Source organism: Pseudoalteromonas sp. SR43-2 (genome assembly GCF_014163885.1).
Classification (GTDB): Bacteria; Pseudomonadota; Gammaproteobacteria; order Enterobacterales; family Alteromonadaceae; genus Pseudoalteromonas; species Pseudoalteromonas distincta.
In genome coordinates this window covers 27,224-49,152 of the sequence record NZ_JACJED010000013.1, presented here as the reverse complement: position 1 = coordinate 49,152, position 21,929 = coordinate 27,224, and the positions used below count along the sequence as shown (strand labels likewise).

The 21,929-nt window shown below is 40.0% G+C and carries 21 protein-coding genes; 11 read left to right on the top strand and 10 right to left on the bottom strand.

Annotated features, from left to right (window positions below):
- Positions 1-14: 14 nt before the first annotated feature.
- Both H5120_RS12185 and H5120_RS12180 read left to right on the top strand, forming a co-directional pair.
- Positions 15-206, top strand: coding sequence for a DUF3185 family protein (locus tag H5120_RS12185; protein ID WP_024596528.1), 192 nt, complete (start codon positions 15-17; stop codon positions 204-206).
- A 616-nt stretch (positions 207-822) separates the two neighbouring features.
- On the top strand, positions 823-1,989 hold the full coding sequence (locus H5120_RS12180; protein ID WP_002959264.1) for an aldo/keto reductase: 1,167 nt from the start codon (positions 823-825) through the stop codon (positions 1,987-1,989).
- Between the two features lie 565 nt (positions 1,990-2,554).
- Here H5120_RS12180 and H5120_RS12175 read toward each other — a convergent pair.
- Positions 2,555-2,983 (bottom strand): PACE efflux transporter, encoded by a 429-nt coding sequence (locus H5120_RS12175; RefSeq protein ID WP_182674617.1) that lies wholly within the window; start codon positions 2,981-2,983, stop codon positions 2,555-2,557.
- Positions 2,984-3,102: 119 nt separating this feature from the next.
- On the opposite strand from H5120_RS12175, the gene H5120_RS12170 reads away from it, so the two are divergent.
- Entirely contained in the window at positions 3,103-3,954 is an 852-nt protein-coding gene (locus H5120_RS12170) for a LysR family transcriptional regulator (RefSeq protein ID WP_310735975.1), read from the top strand.
- Positions 3,955-3,990: 36 nt separating this feature from the next.
- Here H5120_RS12170 and H5120_RS12165 read toward each other — a convergent pair whose 3' ends face one another.
- Positions 3,991-4,893: a LysR family transcriptional regulator gene (locus H5120_RS12165; protein ID WP_182674613.1), complete on the bottom strand. Its 903-nt coding sequence runs from the start codon at positions 4,891-4,893 to the stop codon at positions 3,991-3,993.
- A 105-nt stretch (positions 4,894-4,998) separates the two neighbouring features.
- Here H5120_RS12165 and H5120_RS12160 point away from each other — a divergent pair, with 105 nt between their 5' ends.
- Positions 4,999-5,775, top strand: a complete 777-nt coding sequence (locus H5120_RS12160) for a class III extradiol ring-cleavage dioxygenase (RefSeq protein ID WP_182674611.1) — start codon at positions 4,999-5,001, stop codon at positions 5,773-5,775.
- Between the two features lie 80 nt (positions 5,776-5,855).
- The gene (locus H5120_RS12155; RefSeq protein ID WP_182674609.1) at positions 5,856-6,533 is read left to right on the top strand and encodes a haloacid dehalogenase type II; all 678 of its coding nucleotides are present in this window, start codon (positions 5,856-5,858) and stop codon (positions 6,531-6,533) included.
- 104 nt (positions 6,534-6,637) lie between these two features.
- Here H5120_RS12155 and H5120_RS12150 read toward each other — a convergent pair whose 3' ends face one another.
- A complete protein-coding gene (locus tag H5120_RS12150; RefSeq protein ID WP_182674607.1) occupies positions 6,638-7,513 on the bottom strand; it encodes a LysR family transcriptional regulator in 876 nt (291 codons plus the stop codon).
- Between the two features lie 114 nt (positions 7,514-7,627).
- Between H5120_RS12150 and H5120_RS12145 the strand changes: the two genes are divergently transcribed.
- Positions 7,628-8,128 (top strand): lactoylglutathione lyase family protein, encoded by a 501-nt coding sequence (locus tag H5120_RS12145; protein ID WP_007583656.1) that lies wholly within the window; start codon positions 7,628-7,630, stop codon positions 8,126-8,128.
- A gap of 185 nt (positions 8,129-8,313) precedes the next feature.
- Entirely contained in the window at positions 8,314-8,757 is a 444-nt protein-coding gene (locus H5120_RS12140) for a GNAT family N-acetyltransferase (protein ID WP_182674605.1), read from the top strand.
- Between the two features lie 273 nt (positions 8,758-9,030).
- Here H5120_RS12140 and H5120_RS12135 read toward each other — a convergent pair whose 3' ends face one another.
- Complete coding sequence (locus H5120_RS12135; RefSeq protein WP_182673067.1) at positions 9,031-9,315, bottom strand: hypothetical protein; 285 nt, start codon at positions 9,313-9,315, stop codon at positions 9,031-9,033.
- A gap of 359 nt (positions 9,316-9,674) precedes the next feature.
- On the opposite strand from H5120_RS12135, the gene H5120_RS12130 reads away from it, so the two are divergent.
- Positions 9,675-10,607 (top strand): ChaN family lipoprotein, encoded by a 933-nt coding sequence (locus H5120_RS12130; RefSeq protein WP_182674604.1) that lies wholly within the window; start codon positions 9,675-9,677, stop codon positions 10,605-10,607.
- A gap of 66 nt (positions 10,608-10,673) precedes the next feature.
- Here H5120_RS12130 and H5120_RS12125 read toward each other — a convergent pair whose 3' ends face one another.
- Genes H5120_RS12125 through H5120_RS12110 form a run of 4 tightly spaced genes read right to left on the bottom strand, consistent with a single transcriptional unit; the run spans position 10,674 to position 14,033 of the window.
- Entirely contained in the window at positions 10,674-11,393 is a 720-nt protein-coding gene (locus H5120_RS12125; protein ID WP_182674602.1) for a HugZ family protein, read from the bottom strand.
- A complete protein-coding gene (locus H5120_RS12120) occupies positions 11,390-12,178 on the bottom strand; it encodes a heme ABC transporter ATP-binding protein (protein WP_182673070.1) in 789 nt (262 codons plus the stop codon). The genes H5120_RS12125 and H5120_RS12120 overlap by 4 nt, the downstream gene beginning before the upstream one ends.
- Entirely contained in the window at positions 12,175-13,227 is a 1,053-nt protein-coding gene (locus tag H5120_RS12115; RefSeq protein WP_182673071.1) for an iron ABC transporter permease, read from the bottom strand. The genes H5120_RS12120 and H5120_RS12115 overlap by 4 nt, the downstream gene beginning before the upstream one ends.
- On the bottom strand, positions 13,224-14,033 hold the full coding sequence (locus tag H5120_RS12110) for a hemin ABC transporter substrate-binding protein (protein ID WP_182673072.1): 810 nt from the start codon (positions 14,031-14,033) through the stop codon (positions 13,224-13,226). The genes H5120_RS12115 and H5120_RS12110 overlap by 4 nt, the downstream gene beginning before the upstream one ends.
- A 139-nt stretch (positions 14,034-14,172) precedes the next feature.
- On the opposite strand from H5120_RS12110, the gene H5120_RS12105 reads away from it, so the two are divergent.
- Positions 14,173-16,254, top strand: a complete 2,082-nt coding sequence (locus H5120_RS12105; RefSeq protein ID WP_182674599.1) for a TonB-dependent hemoglobin/transferrin/lactoferrin family receptor — start codon at positions 14,173-14,175, stop codon at positions 16,252-16,254.
- Positions 16,255-16,515: 261 nt separating this feature from the next.
- Here H5120_RS12105 and H5120_RS12100 read toward each other — a convergent pair whose 3' ends face one another.
- Entirely contained in the window at positions 16,516-17,187 is a 672-nt protein-coding gene (locus H5120_RS12100; RefSeq protein WP_182674597.1) for a hypothetical protein, read from the bottom strand.
- 108 nt (positions 17,188-17,295) lie between these two features.
- Here H5120_RS12100 and H5120_RS12095 point away from each other — a divergent pair, with 108 nt between their 5' ends.
- Positions 17,296-18,171 carry a LysR family transcriptional regulator gene (locus H5120_RS12095; protein ID WP_182674595.1) on the top strand — a complete coding sequence of 292 codons (876 nt, stop codon included), beginning with the start codon at positions 17,296-17,298 and terminating at the stop codon, positions 18,169-18,171.
- A 51-nt stretch (positions 18,172-18,222) separates the two neighbouring features.
- On the opposite strand, the gene H5120_RS12090 is transcribed toward H5120_RS12095, so the two are convergent.
- Complete coding sequence (locus tag H5120_RS12090; protein ID WP_182674701.1) at positions 18,223-19,746, bottom strand: sensor domain-containing diguanylate cyclase; 1,524 nt, start codon at positions 19,744-19,746, stop codon at positions 18,223-18,225.
- A gap of 370 nt (positions 19,747-20,116) precedes the next feature.
- Between H5120_RS12090 and H5120_RS12085 the strand changes: the two genes are divergently transcribed.
- Entirely contained in the window at positions 20,117-21,928 is a 1,812-nt protein-coding gene (locus tag H5120_RS12085; protein ID WP_182674593.1) for a glycoside hydrolase family 3 protein, read from the top strand.
- Position 21,929: the final 1 nt, after the last annotated feature.

The following is a 21,929-nucleotide window of genomic DNA, read 5'->3' as shown; positions in this document are numbered from 1 at the left end:
CCTTAAGGATATTTATGAATAATAAGATTGTAGGAATTGTTTTAATCGTTATAGGTATCGCTTTAATTATGTGGGGATACGACGTGTATGATGCGGCGGCTTCGCAGCTTAGCCGTGCATTTAGTGGCGACACACCAATAGAAGCATGGGCGGGTATTATTGGCGGTGCCATCTGTGTGTTAATTGGTATTAAAAAGCTCAAGTAACCTGAACTTGAATAATAGATCTATTTAAGCAGCTATTTTCAGCGCTAACTACGTTGAATTTAGTTGCAATTTGCTGCACTGCACAGTGTTACTTGGCAAGATAAAACTCTTACAGGGCTTGCCAGCAATTGCATTGTGAAAGAGTAAAATACGCCGTGTATTGCAAGGCAAGCCTTTAATAATAAACGTTTTTGGAATATTTACCCCAATTATTTCAACTACGCTCGGTTAAATTAGCTAAGTGTTGCTGCAATTGCTTTGCTAGTGAGATTATTTGTGCATCTTAAATTTATTACGGTTTTGTCTACTAATTTGTACATATCTAATAAATGTAACCATTTTATGTTGTATAAATGAGTATTAAAGCGTGCACCAATTTGGAAGTATGCTTTTTTATCAAGCTATTAAAGTGCACTGTTTTGTGCATTTAAAAGGACCATACGAGTAAAGAAAATAATCAGTTTTAAATGTTAATTCAAACGTCTGTTCAGTGTTTGTTAATTTATATATCTTATTGATAGTATTGTCATTTATTGTATTCTCCTTGCTTGAGTTTGGTTGTTATTTATACTAGCTTAGAGCGTAGATATTTAACCTACTCAAGGAGAATAGTCACATGGTATCTCGCAGAAATTTTATTAAAGCAGGGGCTGCTTTAAGTTTAGGCTCTATTTTTAGTGCTTCAGCTTTGGCTGAGCAACTAAAGGTAAAAATGTCTAACGGCAGTGTTATGCAAACTAAAGGATCAATAGATAAAAGCGCTGCTCTACCCACAAACGATGTTACTAACGCTAAGCATTACCGGCCGGAATCAAGAATGGGCTTGGGCGGCCTTGCCGCCGGGAATGGCTTTAATACTATATCAAGCGATACAGAAATTTTAACAATGCTAAATGCAGCATGGGATTCTGGTATTCGTCATTTTGATACATCACCTTTTTACGGTTTGAGTTTAAGCGAAAGGCGCTTCGGTGATTTACTTCGAAACAAAAAGCGTGAAGATTATGTTTTATCCTCAAAAGTAGGTCGCCTTCTTACCCCTTCAGCAGAGCCTTTAGAAAATAGTTGGCATTGGGCTGATCACTCACCGTTTCATTATAAGTATGATTATTCAGCCTCAGGCACGCGCCGTTCAATAGAAGATACTTTGCATCGTATTGGTGTCGCCTCACTCGATATTGTCTATATTCACGATTTATCACCACAAAACAGCGATATGGGAGATGACTGGCTTAAGTATTTTGATCAAGCGGCTAAAGGTGCTATTCCTGAGCTGACTAAAATGCGTGATGAAGGAATAATTAAAGGCTGGGGTTTTGGAGTAAATACACCTCATGCTGTTTATAAAGCGCTTGATATGTCAGACCCAGATATTTGCTTACTAGCGCTGCAATATTCAATTTTAGATCACAAGCAGGCACTTGATAAAACCTTTCCTATGCTTGATAAACGAGGTATTTCAGCAGTCATTGGTGCGCCGCTTAATGGTGGTTTTTTAGCCGGTCGTAACCGCTTTAATTATTCTCCTAAAATTCCAGGGCCTATGCAGCAAAAGTTTAATGCAATAAGCGACATTGCATCTAAACATGGGATTGATATTAAAACAGCTGCACTGCAGTTTGCAGAAGCGCCTTCAACGGTATCCTCAATTATTCCTGGGGCACGCACGGAGGAGCAAATTAAAGCTAATGTAGCCTCAATGAAAGTTACCATACCAAGCGAATTTTGGAGTGAGTTGAAATCTAAACAGCTTATTGCCCAAAACGCCCCCATACCGGCATAACACAATAGGTGTGCCATTTGCTTGGCACACTTATTCATAGCTAATATATGGTTTATTTTTAAGCAACGCTTCTCGCGTGAGCAAGCTATACATCTTGTGTCTCGATAAATAATAGACACAAGGCGCAGAGCTAATAGGCAGGAAAAATCTACCGATTACACTACCTCAAGCAGTAAAATATTACATATAACAGCTCGTAACCTTATAAATCAAATGAACATCACAGTGAGTATGCTAAAAGAGGATTGTTTAGTTGTGGTTGGCCAAAAGCATTATTATGTGCCTATTACATATAACACATATCGGTATCATGCTGCACTTCATCCTAGTGGTGAGAGCGTATGGAATATATTGAAAGGGCTAAATATATAAAGCAAAAAGTTACTGTAAACCCCCATTACAGTTAGCCGGTAAATTGTGCAAATAGTAAATTAGCACTACTTAGTCAATTGAGCAGTGCTAATTGGTTTAATTAAAAGCCACATTTACCGTTATTTATTGCCATTGCGCTTTTGCCAAAACGATCTCAATACTCCACAACGTTGCTTTTATAAACTTAAAAATATCAAGCACATTGCGATTTATTAACCCATCTTTTGTAAGGTTGGTACTTATCGTACAACACATTAAAAATATACGTGTATATGAGTATAAAAACTAAAAAGCCAGCTTCTAATGCTGTAGCGGCTAGCCATGTAATATTTAAATACCAAGCAAGTATTGGCAGCGTTATAACCACCATACCCAGCTCAAAGCCACATGCATGCGTAATGCGGGTTACTAAACCTCGCTCGATTCGGTTATGCCCAACTATTTTATCAAACACTATGTTGTAAATGTAATTCCAAAGCATGGCGAAGACTGATAAACCAACACCTACTATTGCCATTTTTCCTGTTGCAAACCCACCAAAATAAACTGATGCAGGTACAACAAAAGATAATGCTATCACCTCAAATATTAGTGCCTGAAAAATACGTTCTGCTGTGTTCATATATAAATAACTTCTTAAGTTGATGACGATGGCTGTATTTTCATTCATTATAAAGATATGTGTTAGTTACTTGGTATCGGGAAAAGCGATATGTTAGTATTGAACAGCTTCAAGCATTTGTGGCTACCGTTGAAGCTGGATCGTTTTCAGCTGCTGCGCGCGGTTTAAGTAAAGCGCAGTCGGTAATAAGCCAGCATATTATTAATTTAGAAATAGACTGTAATGCGACATTATTTGAGCGCACAGGGCGCTATCCACAATTAACCGAAGCCGGTAAACAGTTACTACCCCAGGCTAAGGCCGTGCTTAATCAACACCAGCGATTAACAAACTCTGCATTAGCACTAAACGAAAAAACACCAACCGAAATCACTATCGCACTTGACGAAGGGATCCCGTTTAAAACTATCGCGAGTATTATTAGCAAGCTGCAAAGTAAGTATCCTTACGTATCGCTTGAGTTTTTAAGTGCATCCAGCCATGACATAATTGACATGCTAAACAGCGAAAAGCCTATAACGGGTATTATTTTTAGTGAATTAAATATACCGAGTTACTTAGACTATGAATGTATTGGATCAGTAAAATTTGATTTATATGTTGCTAAATCGCACCCTTTAGCGGGGATCAGATGTGAAAATATGGATGGCCTTCGGCTACATCGACAACTTCTTCTTCGTTCGCGCAATACGCAAACAAGTAGCTTTCAGCTAAAAATTAGCCCAGAAATTTGGTATGCCGATAATTACTTTGTATTACTCGAGCTAGCAATACAAGGTAACGGGTGGTGCTTATTACCAAACCATGTAGCTGTAGATGCAGTACAAAGTGGTGAGCTGGTTAAACTTCCTCTTGAGTTTGAAGAAATGGGTTGGTTGGCTAATGTTGATGTATTACAGCATCAGCAACACAGTAATCAAGAGGTGTTTAAAGTACTAAGAAATTTACTACGGAATTTTTTAAAAACTTAGCTTTTATATAATGCCTGTTAGGCGGTTTACTTTTTATTACGCTAAATCCCAGTAAGGTGTATCGCCATAATAGCCACTTGCAAAATCAACAAACGCACGTACTTTACTGGGTAAAAACTGTCTGTTTGCATACACCATGTAAAGCCCCATTGGCTCGGGTTCGTAGTCATTTAAAATGCGCACTACTTTACTTTGAGCCAGTGCTTCCCCTGCTATAAATGTGGGCTGCATAGCAATACCACCACCCGCAATGGCTGTATTTAGTAGCAAATCACCATTGTTAGCCACAAAGTTACTTTCAAGCTTTAGCTCGCTTTTTAACTCATTAACCCCAAATAATCGCTTTGTGGGTTCGCTGTGGGAATAGCGTAAATAATTATGTGACTGTAAATCTAGCAGTGTTTGTGGCGTGCCATGGCGTTCTAAATAGTCGGGTGACGCAAATACAGCTAAACGTATAGGGGCAATTTTTTTAGCTATGAGCGTTGAGTTTTTTAATACGCCAATACGTAGAGCAATATCAATCCCCTGCTCTACTATATCTACATATTGGTCGGTGAGCCGTAAATCTAACTTTAAATTTGGATACTGCTTTTGAAAATCAACCAACAAACCTGCTAAATGCTTAGTACCAAACGACATAGGCGCACTAATACTAAGCACACCCGATACACTTTCGCTTAAGTTGTTTAGTGAGTTTTCCATGTCTTCAATATCAATAATCACTTGCTGACAACGCTGATAATATTGATTTCCAGCCTCTGTAACACTTACTTTTCGCGTTGTACGGTGTAATAAACGCGTGCGTAGATTATCTTCCAGCGCAGAAATATATTTGCTGACTAACTGCGGCGAAATATCGAGTTTATCGGCTGCTTTTGAAAATGATCCTTCTTGCACGACGGCTAAAAAGGTCTTCATGGTGGTGAGTTTATCCATCTTTAACAATACTTTGTTGATAATGTATAAATAAGTATCATATTTATCGTCAAATTAGAAACTTATATAGTGTTTATAACACGTCTATTTGTTTAAGGTTTTAGTATGACTCAGCCTGCTTTATTTATATCTCACGGTTCGCCAATGATGGCTGTACAGCAATCGGCTACGTCAGATTTTCTTGCATCAATAGGTCAAACGCTTAGTAAACCACGAGCTATTGTGGTGTTTTCTGCCCACTTTGATGAAGCGCACGATATAGTTATTACATCAGGAGATGCGCCGCATACTATTCACGACTTTTATAACTTCCCCAAGCCCCTGTATGAAATTCAATACCCAGCACCAGGAGACCCTAAGCTAGCTAATACTATTAGTGAGTACTTTTACAAAGCGGGTATTAAAACGGTGCAAAGTGCAGATCAAGGGTGGGATCATGGTGTGTGGATCCCGCTGCGCTTAATGTATCCAGCAGCTAATATTCCCATTGTTCAGGTGTCTATTAACACGCGTTTGGGCGCTCAGGCGATGTATAAGTACGGGCAGTTACTTGCACCACTGCGCAGCGATAACGTATTAATTATTGGCTCAGGCGGTATTAGTCACAATCTACGTGAAATATTTAAAAGCCCTGCTACACCTAACCGTGTTCAAATGGTTAATGAGTTTACCCATTGGGTTGAGCAAAAATTAATAGCGCAAAACACCCAAGCGTTACTTAACTATTTAGATGAAGCACCCCATGCTTTATTTAATCACCCTACCCAGGAGCACTTTTTACCTCTTTTTGCAGCGCTTGGTAGTGGTGACGGTAAAGCCGAAAAAATACATGAAGGTATAGAAATGGATATTTTAGCGCTTGATGCATACAAGTTTTATTAATTTGAGCGTTCGTTCAAATCAAGTTAAGCTGTATGCAAGTACTTTAAAACCAACTTAATTTATTTTATTGCGGAGCAAACATGGCAACTACACTTGCATTTGACGTATACGGTACGCTAATAAACACTCACGGCGTACTGTCCCTACTCGACGACATGATTGGCGATAACGCCCAAGCATTTTCAAATACATGGCGCGAAAAGCAATTAGACTATTCATTTAGACGTGGATTAATGCAAAATTATATTCCCTTTTCGCTATGTACAAAACACGCACTCGATTACGCCTGCTTAGCGCACAAAACCGAGCTAAGTGAAGATCAAAAAGAGCAACTGCTAGAGCTTTATAAAACGCTTCCTGCGTTCGATGATGTAAAAGCAGGTCTTGAGCAACTAAAAGCAAAAGATTACCGTTTGTTTGCATTTTCAAATGGTGCAGCCGATGCAGTAAATACTTTGCTAGAAACTGCAGAAATAAGTGAATATTTTGAAGGCGTAGTAAGCGCCGACGACGTTAAAACCTTTAAACCAAACCCAGGAGTTTATAGTCACTTTTTACGCGAAACCAATTCAACCGGCGCAAACACATGGCTTGTATCAAGCAACCCGTTTGATGTAACTGGCGCTATTTCGCACGGTATGCGCGCGGCGTGGATTCAACGCTCTGAAGAATCCATTTTTGATCCTTGGGAAATACAGCCAAATACCATAGCAACCGATTTACTCGATTTAAAAGCTAAATTAGAAAGCATTAACTAATTTAACTACATCCCCTTTATGCTCGGTATTAAATTTTACATCGTCGGTGTAAAGGGGGTTTACGTTTTAACTATTTAGAGCGCGCTTTGTGTTTAAACATAACTCTAGCTACTAACTCCTGCCTTTATTAACTCAATTACCGTACTCATTCGTTTTGCCAATGGCCTGTTTCGGTGATGGCATACATAAATATTTTCGCTAATGGGGTTTGCTAAACAATGCGCTTTTATAAGCGCGGGTTTATTAAATGCACTTACTGCATGCGCAGGTAAAACCGTAAAACCAAACCCTAAACTTACCGGCTCCAGTATTAAACTTATTTGGTTAGAAAACCCCGTACGCTTAATTTGATCAACATGTTCAAACTCACTGTAGTTTTCGCTTAGTAGCAGCTGCGCGTGGTGTTTTGCATCGGGATGGCCAATAAAGCCAAGCTCACATAAAACCTCCCACGTTGGGTTTTTAATATGTGCGGGCGTTACTAATAATAAGGCTTCTTTACCAATTTTGTGGCTAGTAACTTCGCTAAGTATGGGAGCTTGAGTTAAAAAGCCTATGTCGGCACTGTGGTTTGCCACAGCTTGCTCTACACTTGTATTGGGTGCAAAGCGATAATCAATATTAAGCTCGGTATGCTTTGCCTGCAGCGCTAATAATTGGCTATAAAATTGTAGCCCACAACTACCAGGCGATTGTATTTTTACCAAGCCGCTGTAAGGCGAATCATCTTTTAATTGTTGTTCTAAAAATTGCCATTCCTTTAATAACAAGCTGCCTTGTTGATACAAGTTTTGCCCATGTACGGTAAGGGTAAATTGTTTGCCGTGGCGCTCTAATAGCGCGCAGTTTACTTGCTGCTCTAGCTTTTTAATGTGCTGACTTACGCCCGATTGGGTCATAAAAAGACGCTCGGCGGTTTGGGTAAAATGATTTACCTCAACCAAAGTACAAAACGTGTTTAACCATGTTGGATTTATCATTACAAAACGTACTCAAAATGATGATTAATGATAATTTTACTTAATATTGTTCAATTCGTAAACTAACTCCATCAACTAGCCACAAGATAAGTCACAAGTTAAAGAGGAAGCATTATGAGTCATACATATCCACGTAGTTTTTCGCACATTGGTATTTCGGTTCCCGACGTTGAAAAAGCAGTCGAGTTTTACACTAAGGTGATGGGCTGGTACACCATAATGGAACCCACTTTAATTACCGAAGATAAAAGCCCAATTGGCGAAATGTGCACAGAAGTATTTGGCGAAAAGTGGGAAAAATTCAAAATAGCGCACCTATCTACAGGGGATCGTATTGGTGTCGAAATTTTCGAATTTAAAAATCAAGAAAACCCAAAAGACAATTTTGAATACTGGAAAACAGGCATCTTTCATTTTTGTGTTCAAGACCCTGATGTAGAAGGTTTAGCTGAGCGTATTGTAGAAGCTGGCGGTAAAAAACGTATGCAAGCCCCTCGTTATTACTACCCGGGTGAAAAGCCGTACCGCATGATCTACATGGAAGACCCGTTTGGTAACATCCTTGAGATTTACAGCCACAGCTACGAGCTTATTTACAGCGCAGGCGCTTACTAAATAGCGCTTAGCTAAAAACAAAGGCCGCAGTATTTATTACTGCGGCCTTTTTGTTTTAGATAGGCGTGTAGATCATTATTTAGGCTAATTTAAGGGGGTATAAAAATCAATCTCTTCATTTGTTTGATTATAGGTACATACACTGATAGCTTACTAATTACACAAAGTTGTACTGAAGGAAAAATATGAAGCTGTCATTGGAAGATATCACCGCCGATAACTACGAAGCCATATGCGATTTAGAGGTTGCTAAAACACAAGAAGAATACCTAGCGTGTAATATGTGGTCGTTAGTTGAGGCGCACTACAATAGCGGGTATACCTGTAAAGCTATTTACCTAAATGGTGTACCAGTAGGCTTTTTTATGTGGGTACAAGAAACCCCTACAAAGGTTTCTATTTGGCGCTTTATGGTGGATCAAACTCATCAAAATAAAGGCATTGGGCGCAAAGCCCTCAATATGGCTATTGAAGAGATTAATACAACTTCTAAGCTTGAACAAATCGAGATTTGTTACAACCCGCTAAACCCTGTTGCTAAAGACTTTTATTCAAGTTTTGGGTTTGAAGAAGTTGGCCTCGATGAGGATGACGACGATATGTTAGCGGTTATTAAAATTAGTAGTTAACTCATCATAAGTGGGTCGTTAATTTTAAGGAATAATAGTTGTAAGATTAAATTTTCCAGCCGTGTATGTGCCTGTGTAGGTCGGATAAGCGAAGCGCCATCCGACACAGTAAAGTACCTTGCCAATTATTATCAGTATTTTATGTTGTCGAGTGGCTGGAGAGTGCCATGAGCGGACGGTGGTAACGCCCCAAGCAGGGGATTTTAAGAGCGTTTTTCAGCGAGTAAAATTCCCGCTGACTTGGCTTGTTAGGTTGCTGGTCTACAACAAACACTATTGAGCCTCGACGCTGTGATAATCAGCTGATGTTTCATAACAATTGACACACACAACTGACATTTTATTAAAGGCTCGAAACTTCTTAGTCATACCATCTTCTTCATCAAACAAGGCTTCACATTTGGAACACCACGCTTGAAGGTCATTAGGTTCGCTAGAGTTTTCAATAAAGCCTACAGGTACACCTTCTGGTTTCAACAAATGGCAACAGACGACGGCTGCAACTCGCTTACCATGTTCGCCACAATCAACATACATCGGTTCAATCTCAGTGCTCATATGCAACCTAACAACTCTATCAGAGGACACTTTCCCTTTGTTAGCGCGAAAACGTCCTTATTGTATGAGTTTCTATTAATAGCAAATAGTGTAAGTTATTGCTAGCTATAAATATTATGCTTTCTGATATTTATATATACATGTAAAAAAGAGGAAGGCTTCCTCTTATTCTCGCTAAGTTAATGACACCCCCTCTGAATGACCGCTGCTCGCTCATAACTGCCTATCAATTGCACTCTACAATGTCTTATTTGATCTTCTTTGCTTATTTATTTTTTACTGTTTTTGGCTGGCTTAATAGGTTTTATAAATATATGATATTGATAATTATTTGCATTAACGGGTTTTGAAAGGTGTGTATGAAAAAGTCTATGTTAACTCTGGCGTTAGTTATGGGTTTGAGTGGTTGTAGTACAGCCACTGCGCCGCCTGATAAAAGCTCATCGCTTTATTACACTGCGCTTTATAATGCACAAGCAAAGCCTGTTAGCTCTTTATTATTAGAGCCCACGCTATTAAATGCCGATGTGGTTTTAGTAGGTGAATGGCATACGCACCCGGGTGTGCATTTATTTCAGGCTGAGTTATTTGAGCAATTAAGTAGAGTCAATAAACGCACTGCCCTTTCGCTTGAGCAGTTTAGCCGTGCCGATCAGCCTATTTTAAATCAGTACGTTAAGGGTGAAATTGGCGAGCAATACTTAATTGATAACACCCAAGCGTGGCCTAATTACAAAAGTGACTACCGTGCGCTTATAGAGCTGGCTAAAGCGAGCAATAGCGATGTAATAGCTGCCAATGCGCCTAAAAATATTGTTACGTGTATTGGCAGGCAAGGGGTAAGTTATGTAAATAAGCTTGATGAAACACAGCAAAGCTTCATTGCGAGTACTATTGATACCTCCCCCAGTGATTATAAACAACGCTTTATGGCATCAATGCACCATGGTACGCCAAGTCAAAACGAAAATTATTATGCAGCACAAGTTACATGGGATGAAACTATGGCTGAGTCTATTGTTAACTATTTAAATAATCATAAAGATGCGCAGGTAATGCATATTGCGGGCGATTTTCATGTAAAAAATGGCGAAGGTATAGCGCGTGTTATTAAGCGTTTAGCGCCAGAGTTAAATGTTGTTTGGATATCGCCGGTAAAAAGTGTGCAAGCTAATCAAACTGGGTATCAGTTGCAGGTTAACCCTTTGCCTCCTCGTTATGTGCAGAAACAGCATCAACAAGCGGCTTTTAAAGCGTTAGGCAAGCGAGGCGAGCAAACAGCTTGCTTATAAAATAACGACATAGTTGGTGAATCTCTTAACCAGAGATCAGGTTAACTATGTCGTCATGTATTTAGTTTAGTTATTTCGGGCTTGATTGGTTAGCTCAACCAGCGCTTTACGTACCTCTAACGGGCTGTTGCACTGGGTTTTAAAATTAATAAAGTAATTACGCTTTTGGCTTTGTATATAAAAACCAGTGGGTAATAGGCCGCTCATTATTGGGGTGTTATCGGCTACGCCGCAGTGCTGCATTAATATGAGCGACATAGCATCTTGGTGATCTTCATTCATATGGTTAATCATGCTTTGCTGTTGGCTTTCATCCCAGTTTTTTGCCTCGCCCTGCCACTCGATTTGTTCAAGCCAAAATATTTTGCCAAAGCCGCCAATGTAACGCACTCGCACTACTTCTAATTGCCATAACTGAAAGTCGTGCGCATTGCGATAGCTAGCGGCTTCGGGGTATAGGGCAATATAGTTATCAAGTAAAGTGTGTGCTTGCTCACTTGTCACAATAGAGCCATCGCCTACGAGTGTTACGCGGCCGTGCTCGTTTTGATCGCCGTAGTCGGCGGCATCATATACAGTTAGGCTCATACGAGAGTCGTGCTTTAGATTTTTAGTGTGCTGGGCTATATCGCTAATAAAAAAGTAAACACGGCCTTGTTCGTCGCACATATAGGGGGTTACTGAGCCAAACGGGTAACCGCGTAAATTATTAGAAATGGTCGACATGACACCGGCATTGGTTTTGTAAACCAAGGTGCGTGCATCGTTTAACGCTTGCTCTCTCATAAAAACTCCTGACGTTGAGAAAAAACCATGGGTGCATCGTTATAAGGATGAGGGTTTACGTGCAGTTTCATGGCGTACATTTGTTGTAAATTTTGTTCAGTTAATACGGTGTTTATAGGCCCACTTTGCAGCACTTTTTTGTTGTGCAGCAAAATAGCGTCGGTTGCATAAAGGCTGGCCAAATTTAGATCGTGTATTGCAATAATGGCGCTGTTACCCTGCCCTACAAACGCTTTAACGCAGCTGAGCAAAGCATGTTGATGGCGCATATCAAGTGCTGATGTAGGTTCGTCGAGCAGCATTAGTTTTGGCTCGGCTGATTGTGTAAAAGCGTTTAGCTGCGCTAAAGTACGCGCCATATGCACGCGTTGTTGCTCTCCGCCCGAAAGCGCACTTACGCGGCGAGTTAAATAATGGCTTAAATCCATAATAGCGGCGTATTTATTTACTTTTTCGCTTTGCATTTTTAATGACTCTACATACGGGTAACGGCCCATTGCAATAAGCTCAAATACAGTAAAATCAAACCCTACGTGGTTAGCTTGCATCATTACTGCACGCTGTGTGGCTAGGCTTTTTTTAGCGTGAGAGGCCAGCGGCTTAGCATTAAAGAGTACACTGCCTGTAAAGGAGTGCATACCTGCTAAGGTATGCAGCAAGGTAGATTTACCTGCGCCATTTTCACCAAGTAGTGCTACAAGTTGCCCTTGTTTAGCGCTGCCATTAATAGCGTTTAAAACGCTGTGATTATCAAAACCAACGCTTAGATTGTTAAACGTGATCATGACCAACCTCGCTTATTTTTCACTATTAAATAAATAAACAATGGCGCACCCAATAATGCAGTAATAATGCCAATGGGTAGCTCTGATGGCATGATCACAATGCGTGCTAGCCAGTCAGAAAGTAGCAATACCACTACGCCAATTAGCATACAAAGCGGCAGCATATTACGTAAATGCGGCCCCACCATTAAGCGGGCAATATGCGGGACTACCAATCCAACAAACCCTATTAAGCCGGTAAGTGCCACAACCGCCCCTACTCCTAGTGCAACAAGTATAATTACATATAGTTTGAGCTTGTTGGTGTCTACCCCTAGGTACTGAGCTTGTGACTCGCCAATAAGGAGTAAGTTCATGGGCTCTTTTAACCGCCACAGGCCAATTAGGCTGATAAACAGTAACGGCGCAGCTTGAATAATCGTGCTCCAGCTTGCTCCGCCTAATGAGCCCATGGTCCAGTAATTTATTAATCGTAATGCACTGTCATCGGCAAAAAAGCTCAGTAGTCCAATAACCGCAAAGGCTAATGCGTTAATAGCAACCCCCACCAATATAAGTGTGGTGATATTAATTTGCCCTTGCTGCTTGGCAATAAAATATACCAGCGAGGTAACACCAAGCGCCCCTAAAAACGACGCATAAGGTAAATACAACTGCGCGTTAAAATTAAACTGCGCGCTAAGTGCTATAAACGCCACAGCAACCATAGCCGCACCCGCACTAATGCCTATAATAGATGGGTCGGCCAATGGGTTGCGGCACAGCGCTTGCGTTGACGCGCCAGTTTGGGCAAGCACCAACCCTACAAGCACTGCAAGCACAAAGCGTGGCAAACGTATTTGCATTACGACATTAATTTGCAGCGCATCAAACTGATTAAAGTACTCGGGCGCAAGCCAAGCAATGGCTAAACGCCAATCCCACCCTGCTGGCCCGTACCCTATGCTAAGTAGCGCCAAAGCAAAAATACACACAGAGGCTAATAGCATCCATTTATGGGTTTGGCTAAGTGTTACAGGCTTAAAACGGCTCAATGTTAGGGTGTTCATAAGCGGGTTTTATACTCGTCAAGCTCATTAATTGCTGTGGCTATACGCGGCGACATGCCAAGCGAAAGTAGGCTATCCATTACAAGTAAGTTACAGGTTTGCGCCGCTTTTAATAAGTGTAGTGTAGGTTGCTCACAAAAAGCCTGCTTACCGCCAAGGCTTTGTACAACGTGGGCTGGGGCTACTAAAAAGTCGGGCTGATTTATAGCCAGTACTTCACTATTTATTGCTTTAAAGCCTGAATGCGTAGCGCCTATATTAGTAATGCCTGCATAGCTAAATAATAAATTAGGGACGGTTTCTTGCCCGGCGGCAACAAGCCCGCGCTCATTAGCTGAGAGTAAAAATAGCGCGCTGTGTGTTTGCGCTTTTGCTTTTTCAGGTAACGATTTTGTAATGTGCGTAATAAGTGTTTGTGCTTTTTGCTTAGCGTTTAAATCGTCACCTAAGCGTTTTATTAGCTCAAGTAGCTCGTTAACTGAGGTCGGCTTTTTATAATGAATTAGCTTAACTCCTGTTGCCTCAATTTGCTTAAGTGCTTGGCTTCGCCCTGCGCCTTCAAGCGCTAACAAGCTGGTTGGACGCATTGAAAGTACGCCTTCTGCAGCTAAATCGCGATAATAGCCCACTTGCGGTAATTGCGTGGCTTGGTGCGGGTACATGCTCGATTGATCAACAGCTACAAGGGTATTTTGTTTGCCTAGCGCATAAATTATTTCAGTAAGGGTGCCGCCAGCGCTAATAACGCGCTCTTGTGCAAGTGCAGATTGGGCCATTAAAGCAAACAATATAAATAGGTATTTCATTACACACTCCGGTTTTATTTTTTGGCTATTATAACTAGTTAAATCTAAATGAAAATGATTATCATAATTAATTGATATTACTTTGACTTAGTTGTAACATCTTCGCCATAAATAATAACTATTATCATTTGGAGTTAAAATGAATCCCTCTGCGTTTAGAGTTACTGCTATAGCAACCTTACTACTCGGCTCGGGCACTGCCATTGCCGAAAACATAATTGACGATCATATTGTTGTAAGTGGCTCGCGCTTTGAGCAAAAACTTAAAGATGTAACAGGCTCAGTCACTGTTATTACCGAGCAAGACATAGAGCGTCAGCTAGCTGTAGATTTACAAACCATGTTTAAGTACGACCCAAGCATTGCAACGACAGGCAGTGGCGCAGGCGCGCAAACACTTACAGTACGTGGTGTTGGTGGTAACCGGGTTGTATTTATAAAAGATGGCCGACGCACCAACGATGGTTATGCAGGTGGAGGGGGCTATTTAGTTGGCCGTAATTATTTTGACGTAGCAGGTGTAAAACAAGTAGAAGTAGCCAAAGGTGCTGCATCGTCATTATATGGCTCTGATGCACTTGGTGGCATTGTGGTTATAACCACTAAAGATCCTAGTGATTATTTAAAAAATAACAGCAGCTTTGTAAAAATGGCGCTTGGGTATCAAGGTCAAAGTAATCAAGTTGCCGCCGATATTACTGCGGCAAAAGACTTAGGCGACTTTGCAGTAAGCGCCGTGTATAGCCACCGTGATAGCGAAGAAGTACAAAACTATGACGAAAACTTACCCGGTTATGATGCTAAGTCGGATGCTTTATTAGTTAAATTTGAGCAACAGCTTGATGGAAAACGCACACTTAAATACACCCTTGATTACTTTAATCAAACAACTGAGCAAGTAATAACCCCCGCTGTTCAAGAAGCCGAAGAAGATGACACGAGTTGGTCACTGGCGCTCGATTACCATTCAGAAGTAGCAACCGCTGCGTTTGATAAATGGTACGGGCAAGTGTCTTACAGTAGTTACGAGCAACAAAGCGATCAAATTAGTGGCGCAAGCACCTACACCGATTATAACGACTATCGTTTTGAGCAAAATATTTTAGGTTTAAAAGCGGTATTTAATAAAGGGTTTAACGCAGAGAGTGCCGATCATGAAGTGGTATACGGGATTGATATAGACTTATACGACACCACCCGTCCACGTTTTAAAACCCGTATTTTAGCCGATGGCACTGTTGATTTTACAGACCAAAAACAAAAAGCATTCCCGGGGGCTGATACCTCTTTAATTGGCGCTTATGTACAAGACAGTATTTCGTTTAATAATAGCGCGTGGTCGGTTATTGCGGGTGTGCGATATGATTACTACACCCTAGAGGCTAAAAATGATGAGCTATACGCCGATGCGCAGCTTGGTGATATTACCGAATCTGCTTTTTCGCCTAAGCTAGGTGCTATATACCAAGTGGATGATAACTTGTCGTTGTACGGGCAATACGTACGAGGCTTTAAAATACCACCACACGACCAAGCCTATCAAAGCCACGGCGTTGAACCGTTTTATCAAATATTACCAAACACCGATTTAAACCCTGAAAGCAGTGATTCGTTTGAGCTTGGGCTAAGATACGCCAGCAGCGAAATTAGCGTAAATTTAAGTGCTTTTTATGCAGCATACGATGACTTTATAGAAACCGCCGTAGTGGGTGTTGAGCCAACGTACATTCCTGGCGTAAACAAAACGCTGTATCAGTACCAAAATATTAGCGAAACACAAATAAGCGGTGTTGAAGCAGGAATTGCCATGTATGTAGCTGAAAATATACTACTAGAGGCAAACGTGGCTTACGTTGATGGTGAAAATAAAGAAACCGATCAGCCACTTACCAGCATTAGCCCGTTAAATGGCTCAGTATTGTTAAGTACAGAACAGGGTAATATTAACTGGACCGCCGCGTTGCGTTTGGCTAAATCGCAATCGGATGTAGTACTTGATACAAACGGTAATAAAACTACGCAAGGACATGGCTACGGCGTTGTTGATTTATACGCAAACTACGAATGGCAAGCGTGGCAGCTAAATGTAGGTGTACTTAACTTGCTCGATAAAGAATATGTACCTTTTGAGTTGATTGCAGGTCAATCACAAGCTGCTGATTTTAGCCAATACACCCAACCTGGGCGTAACTTTTCAGCCAAAATAAGCTATGAGTTTTAATTAGCTCCTAGAAAATTAAATAGCAACAAACGCTGCATGAAGTTGCAGCGTTTGTTGAGTTTATTTTTAAGATGACACCAACCTAATTTTTTATTTATTGATTCCTAGATTCTAATTGGAAGTGCACCACCTAATTCATTATGGCTAAAGTACAAAATTAACGGTGGGTGTCATCTCAAAATTTCATCTTAAAATTTACTAAAAACAAAGCAACACTTTATAAAACCAGCGATTTAAAGCCAAAATCACTGGTTTTATAAATTAATTAACTGCAAAGTCTTTTGTTTCTAAATAGCTTGGTACGGTTTTAAAACATGCCTCTAGTTTGCTTTTAAGCGCAGTGCTTATCGAAGCATCACACTTCAATTTCCCGTTATATTTACTCATAGTAAGCGGTACTAAGCTTAACGAGTCATAGCTTGGCTTGCTTTGTATTTTATGAATTACTAAACCTTGCTGCTCTGTTAGCTTTATTAATGCAAACACATTTTTTTGTGCTTGATTAGTCGTTATTTTTTCAACATATAGCGGGTTTTTAAAGGTTAGCTTTGTAGTAAAAAGTGCGTTGCCACCGCGTTCAAAATGGCCGTTAAATACAGTTACATTTAAGGTGGGTGTCTTTTTATTTATTAATAAATTTAGGTCAAATTTGGTTGGTAAAATAGTGATCTGTTCTTGCTCGTCTGCTGCTTTATTTAAAATATTTTTGATTGTTTTTAAATGGGTGTCATCCGTAGTTACTTCATACACTATTTGGTAGTTGTGTGGAGGGGCGTATAAAGGCATGTGGCTGGCAAGTACTTTATCGCCGGCTAAAATAAGCGCCATACCATGGAAGCCATTATAGCTGTGGGTTTTGTGTGAATTGTGTTGAGGTGTATTTGCGTGCGCTGCACTCGATAATAAAATAAAAAATAGCAGTATGTGTTTCATGTTAGTGCTCAAAAAATATATATAGCGCCACTATAAGCTGATTTTTATATACAAATAATCGATAATAAGTGATTAGTTGTTTCCTTCTGGTTGATACGGTTTGGCGCTATGCATTTAGATGACATTGAAAAAGTAATTCATATGGCGGGTTCGCAAAATCTGCATACAACCGCTAAGCACTTTAATATTACCCCAGGTGCGCTGTCTAAAACGCTAAAAAAGGTTGAGGCAAACTTAGCCACAAAGCTGTTTAACCGTGTAGGTAAAACCATAGTACTTAATGATAAAGGCAAAGAGTTTGTTAAGCACAGTAGCGATTTAGTTCATAATTACCAGCAGCTTACTAGCCGCTTTAAAAGCGACAATCATAAATTTAATGCGGTTATTGCAGGCCCTGCCATTTTACTCAAAAGTGGCGTTAAAAAGCTGCTTACACCTCTTAGCAACCTGCCTTGCTCTGTGCGTATTAATAATGTATTTGAAGGTGAAGCCATAAGCCAAGTTGCATCAGGTTCGGCGCATATTGCGCTAGTTACTCGCGAGGCATTAAGCAACAGCTCACATACTAATTTAGTGGCGGTTGACGTATTTAATACTGAGTTTAGTGTAGCTGCGTCTCCTTCACATCAGCTAGTACAAAAAGGCTCTTTAACACTCAATAAAAACCAATTACTACAGTTGTCTTTTGCATGCCCGTTGTTTTCACCACTGTGCGGCCTTGAACAAGGTATTGGCTCCGACGGCTGGCAAGATGAAATAGCCCCGCGCAATATTGTATTTAGATGTAGTGATTACAGTACATTAATAGAGGTGGTACAAAGTGGCTTGGCGTTGGCATATTTACCAAATTTCGTGATTGATGATTTAGGTCTTAAAAAATTAACTGTAAAGGGGGTTAACAGTCGCTACAGCGAAGACATAGTAATGATTTACAAACCATCAAAAGCTGATGGCTGGCTTAATAAACTCATGCACTCTTTGTAGAGAATTTATCAATTTAAGTTCAATGCAAAGTATTACTTAGCTAAGCAGTGGTTAGCTAATATCAGCAACAATGCACTGATTACGGCCATGTTCTTTTGCATGGTAAAGTGCTTTGTCAGCACACTTGTAAACTTGGTCTATGTCGTTACTGTGCTCAGGCCAAGTTGCAATCCCAATTGAAATTGTTATAAAGCCGATAGTTTCCATATTTGTAGACTCAACAGTTTTACGTAGTCGCTCTGCTATTTTGAGCGCACTTTGGCTGTTTTCATTAGGCAAGACAAGTACAAATTCTTCACCACCTATACGTGCTACGATATCGTCTTTTCGAGATAATTTTTTGATAATATCAGTAAGCGATTTAAGAGCTTCATCTCCTTTATCATGGCCAAAGGTATCGTTAACTCGCTTAAAGAAATCGATGTCTATTTCTAAAATAGCAAATGGAGTTTGCTTAAACATCAATTGGTTTAATAAACCGTTTAAACTCCTACGGTTATGAGTATCAGTTAGGGGATCTGTTTGCGCATCATGACGAAGCTGACCTATCTGCATTTGCAAAGTATTAACTCCATTGAGCATTGCAATTTTTAGTCTTTGGCTTTCAAAGTACCAAGATTTAACACTTTTTAGCTCTTCAATACTTGTTGGATCGTCAAGTGTATTTGCTTTGTCTGCTAGTTGTTTTAAAGGCCTGGAAATAAAGTGAGCAAAAAAACCGATTAAAAGAAACGTAATAACAGCCATCGGTAATGTACGTTTTATTACTTCAGTTATGAGTAAATCAAGTGACGAAAGCGTTGCTCTTACAGGGCGCTGAGCGACAATTACCCATTTTGCTTTAGGCACGGAGGAAAAGCCTGCTAGCATTTCTATCTCTTGGCTATTTTTAACAATAGAAGTACCGCTTTGGCCTGTAATCATATTATTAGTGATTGAATTATTTGTGACGACTGTCCCTATTAGTGCCTGATCTGGGTGATAGAGAATTCGCCTACTGGCATCGACCACATAAATATATGTTCCACCCTCATAATAATGCTGCTCTAACAAGCTATTTAAAATATTACGCTCCTTTAGATAAAGGGAGCCACCAATATAACCAAGGTAATCTCCACTTTGATCAAACAAAGGATGAGAAATAAAAACAATAAAGTTCCCAGCAGCCGACATATAAGGCGCGCTGATTAATGGTCTTTTTTCTTGTAGCGCTTGTACAGCGCCAGGTGAGTGGATTGATTCACCAATAAGTTGCGGAAATTTAGGAGAGGTTGCGACAACAACACTATGCTTATTAATTACAACCGAGTTAAAGCTATTCGTTTGTAAGTGTAAGCGGGCCGCTTCTTGGTTTAATAAATCTTCATCATCAACTCTTTGCTCTATTTTTTTAGCTGAATAGGCCAGTTGTTGCATTGCGGATTCTAAAAAATTATCTGTTGCTGATGCCAGTTTATTGGCATAAGCATAGTTACTTTTTAGCGTGTAAGCCGTTAACTGCTCCTTTTGTACTTGGTAGGTAGAATAAAAGCTACTTACTAAAGTACTAATAGAAGCCGTAATCGCTAAAAGCAAAATCAGAAATCGAAGATTTAAAGCCGTTAATAATTTTTTTCGCAAACGTATGCCATCCTAAGTACAGGTATTCAGTACCCGAACCTATAATTGTATATAAAGCCCGCAATTATACCCTCTTGAAAATTTATTATCTAATATTAACAAAGCCACAAAAAATATAACTAAATATAACTTTTCGCTAATAGCAAAATTATAAATTTTCTTTAACTTTTACAATACGTTATTGGTTCCTCTGCAAAAAATCCTTCTTTTGCAGTTACCTCAAAAAGTAGTTAAGCTGCTTACACTTATCTACTTTTTAGCTTTGGAGTGTGTTTTGCTAAATAAGTGTATTGTATCGTCTATCGTTTTTTTATCTGGGTGCTTAATGCCATTACAATCCTCGCTTGCTAAACCCGTGCTTTCTCTTGAACAACAACTTGGGCAAAAGCTAATACTCGACTTTCGTTACTTCTGCCAGCAAGGAGTAAGTAATAAATGCCGAACTCCGATGACCGAGTTACCTAATGAACTCGCTACCGCTATTGCAAAATACGATATTGGTGGGGTAATTTTATTTTCTGAAAACACTCAATCGATAGAGCAAACAATTACGCTTAATAGCCAATTGCAGTCGGCAGCAAGTAAGTCTAGTAGTAAGCTGCCGCTATTTATATCAATAGATCAAGAAGGCGGACGTGTAGCGCGTTTACCACGCGATGTTGCCACCTCATTTACCGGTAATATGTCGATTGGCGCAACCTACAAAAAACACGGTATAAGCTTTGCGACAAAAACAGCAACAGTTATAGCTAAAGAACTAAACTCGCTGGGTATAAATGTAAACTACGCGCCCACGGTTGATGTAAACATGAACCCCGACAACCCAGTTATTAACGTACGTTCGTTTGGTGAAAACCCAGCATTAGTGAGTAAATTGGGCGCCGCACAGGTTGCAGGATTTGAAAGCAATGGCGTGATTACCTCGTTAAAGCACTTTCCGGGTCACGGCGATACAAACGTAGATAGCCATACAGGTTTGCCTAAAGTAAACCATGCAAAAGAAGTTATTTACAAGCAAGACCTAGCACCGTTTAAACACATTATCGCCAAGCAAAACCCAGGTATGATAATGACGGCGCATATTCAATACCCAGCGCTTGATAGCACAACGTTTATAAGTGTTAATGGCAAAACGATGATAAAACCGGCAACAATGTCGCGCGCAATCATTACTGACATTTTACGTGGCGAGCTTAATTACCAAGGAGTTGTAGTAACTGATGCGCTTGATATGGCTGGTATTAGTAACTTCTTCACGCCAACTCAAGCGGTAATAAATACATTTGCCGCTGGAGCTGACATTGCCCTAATGCCTATTGAAATTAGAACACCAGATGATTTAAATAAACTCGATGATCTTATTAAAGATCTTGTTGCGGCGGTTAAATCAAATCAACTTGATGAGCAAGAAATAGCACAATCGGCACAGCGTATAATTACACTTAAAAATAAATTTAGATTAAGCACTAATTTTGACCCTATTACCGCGCTCATAAATGCAAAGCAAACAATTGGCAGTGCAGCACATCGCGAAATAGAAGCGCAGCTTGCTGTAGAGGCAATAACGCAGGTTAAAAATAATAACAGTACTTTGCCGCTTAATTTAAAAGCAGGAAGTAATATTCATATTATTATGCCCGACACGCGTAAATGTATGGCAATGCAGCAAGCAATTGAAGCTATCAGCCAGCAGAAACTTAACTATAGCTGTAGTAGTTTACAGGGGTTTAATCCAGCACATGCAAAAGCACAAATACAGGCTGCTGATGTAGTTATCGCCGGTAATGCAACGCCTAATCAAAGTGCGGTCGAAATTGGCGGTATGGATGATTTAATAGATGATTCAAATTTTGCACTTAATAATGCAGAGCAGCCAAAAGCACTTGAGTCATTATTAAAAGTGGCAAAGCAGAGTAATAAAAGCACTGTATTTATAAGCCTAAGAGCACCTTATGACATTGCTAAATTTGGCGATTATGCAAATGCTGTACTTGCATCGTATGCATATAATATTGATGTAGATAAAAACGATATTGTATCTGGCCCTGCTTTTACCGCACTTGCAAAAGTGTTACTAGGAGAAGCACCGGCTAACGGCGTATTACCTGTCACAATCAAACCGCAAAAGGCGCACTAAT

Coding starts and splice junctions, on each gene's coding strand:
- H5120_RS12185 (WP_024596528.1), top strand. CDS start 15: ATGAATAATAAGATTGTAGGAATTGTTTTAATCGTTATAGGTATCGCT.
- H5120_RS12180 (WP_002959264.1), top strand. CDS start 823: ATGGTATCTCGCAGAAATTTTATTAAAGCAGGGGCTGCTTTAAGTTTA.
- H5120_RS12175 (WP_182674617.1), bottom strand. CDS start 2,983: ATGAACACAGCAGAACGTATTTTTCAGGCACTAATATTTGAGGTGATA.
- H5120_RS12165 (WP_182674613.1), bottom strand. CDS start 4,893: ATGGATAAACTCACCACCATGAAGACCTTTTTAGCCGTCGTGCAAGAA.
- H5120_RS12160 (WP_182674611.1), top strand. CDS start 4,999: ATGACTCAGCCTGCTTTATTTATATCTCACGGTTCGCCAATGATGGCT.
- H5120_RS12155 (WP_182674609.1), top strand. CDS start 5,856: ATGGCAACTACACTTGCATTTGACGTATACGGTACGCTAATAAACACT.
- H5120_RS12150 (WP_182674607.1), bottom strand. CDS start 7,513: ATGATAAATCCAACATGGTTAAACACGTTTTGTACTTTGGTTGAGGTA.
- H5120_RS12145 (WP_007583656.1), top strand. CDS start 7,628: ATGAGTCATACATATCCACGTAGTTTTTCGCACATTGGTATTTCGGTT.
- H5120_RS12140 (WP_182674605.1), top strand. CDS start 8,314: ATGAAGCTGTCATTGGAAGATATCACCGCCGATAACTACGAAGCCATA.
- H5120_RS12135 (WP_182673067.1), bottom strand. CDS start 9,315: ATGAGCACTGAGATTGAACCGATGTATGTTGATTGTGGCGAACATGGT.
- H5120_RS12130 (WP_182674604.1), top strand. CDS start 9,675: ATGAAAAAGTCTATGTTAACTCTGGCGTTAGTTATGGGTTTGAGTGGT.
- H5120_RS12125 (WP_182674602.1), bottom strand. CDS start 11,393: ATGAGAGAGCAAGCGTTAAACGATGCACGCACCTTGGTTTACAAAACC.
- H5120_RS12120 (WP_182673070.1), bottom strand. CDS start 12,178: ATGATCACGTTTAACAATCTAAGCGTTGGTTTTGATAATCACAGCGTT.
- H5120_RS12115 (WP_182673071.1), bottom strand. CDS start 13,227: ATGAACACCCTAACATTGAGCCGTTTTAAGCCTGTAACACTTAGCCAA.
- H5120_RS12110 (WP_182673072.1), bottom strand. CDS start 14,033: ATGAAATACCTATTTATATTGTTTGCTTTAATGGCCCAATCTGCACTT.
- H5120_RS12105 (WP_182674599.1), top strand. CDS start 14,173: ATGAATCCCTCTGCGTTTAGAGTTACTGCTATAGCAACCTTACTACTC.
- H5120_RS12100 (WP_182674597.1), bottom strand. CDS start 17,187: ATGAAACACATACTGCTATTTTTTATTTTATTATCGAGTGCAGCGCAC.
- H5120_RS12095 (WP_182674595.1), top strand. CDS start 17,296: ATGCATTTAGATGACATTGAAAAAGTAATTCATATGGCGGGTTCGCAA.
- H5120_RS12085 (WP_182674593.1), top strand. CDS start 20,117: ATGCCATTACAATCCTCGCTTGCTAAACCCGTGCTTTCTCTTGAACAA.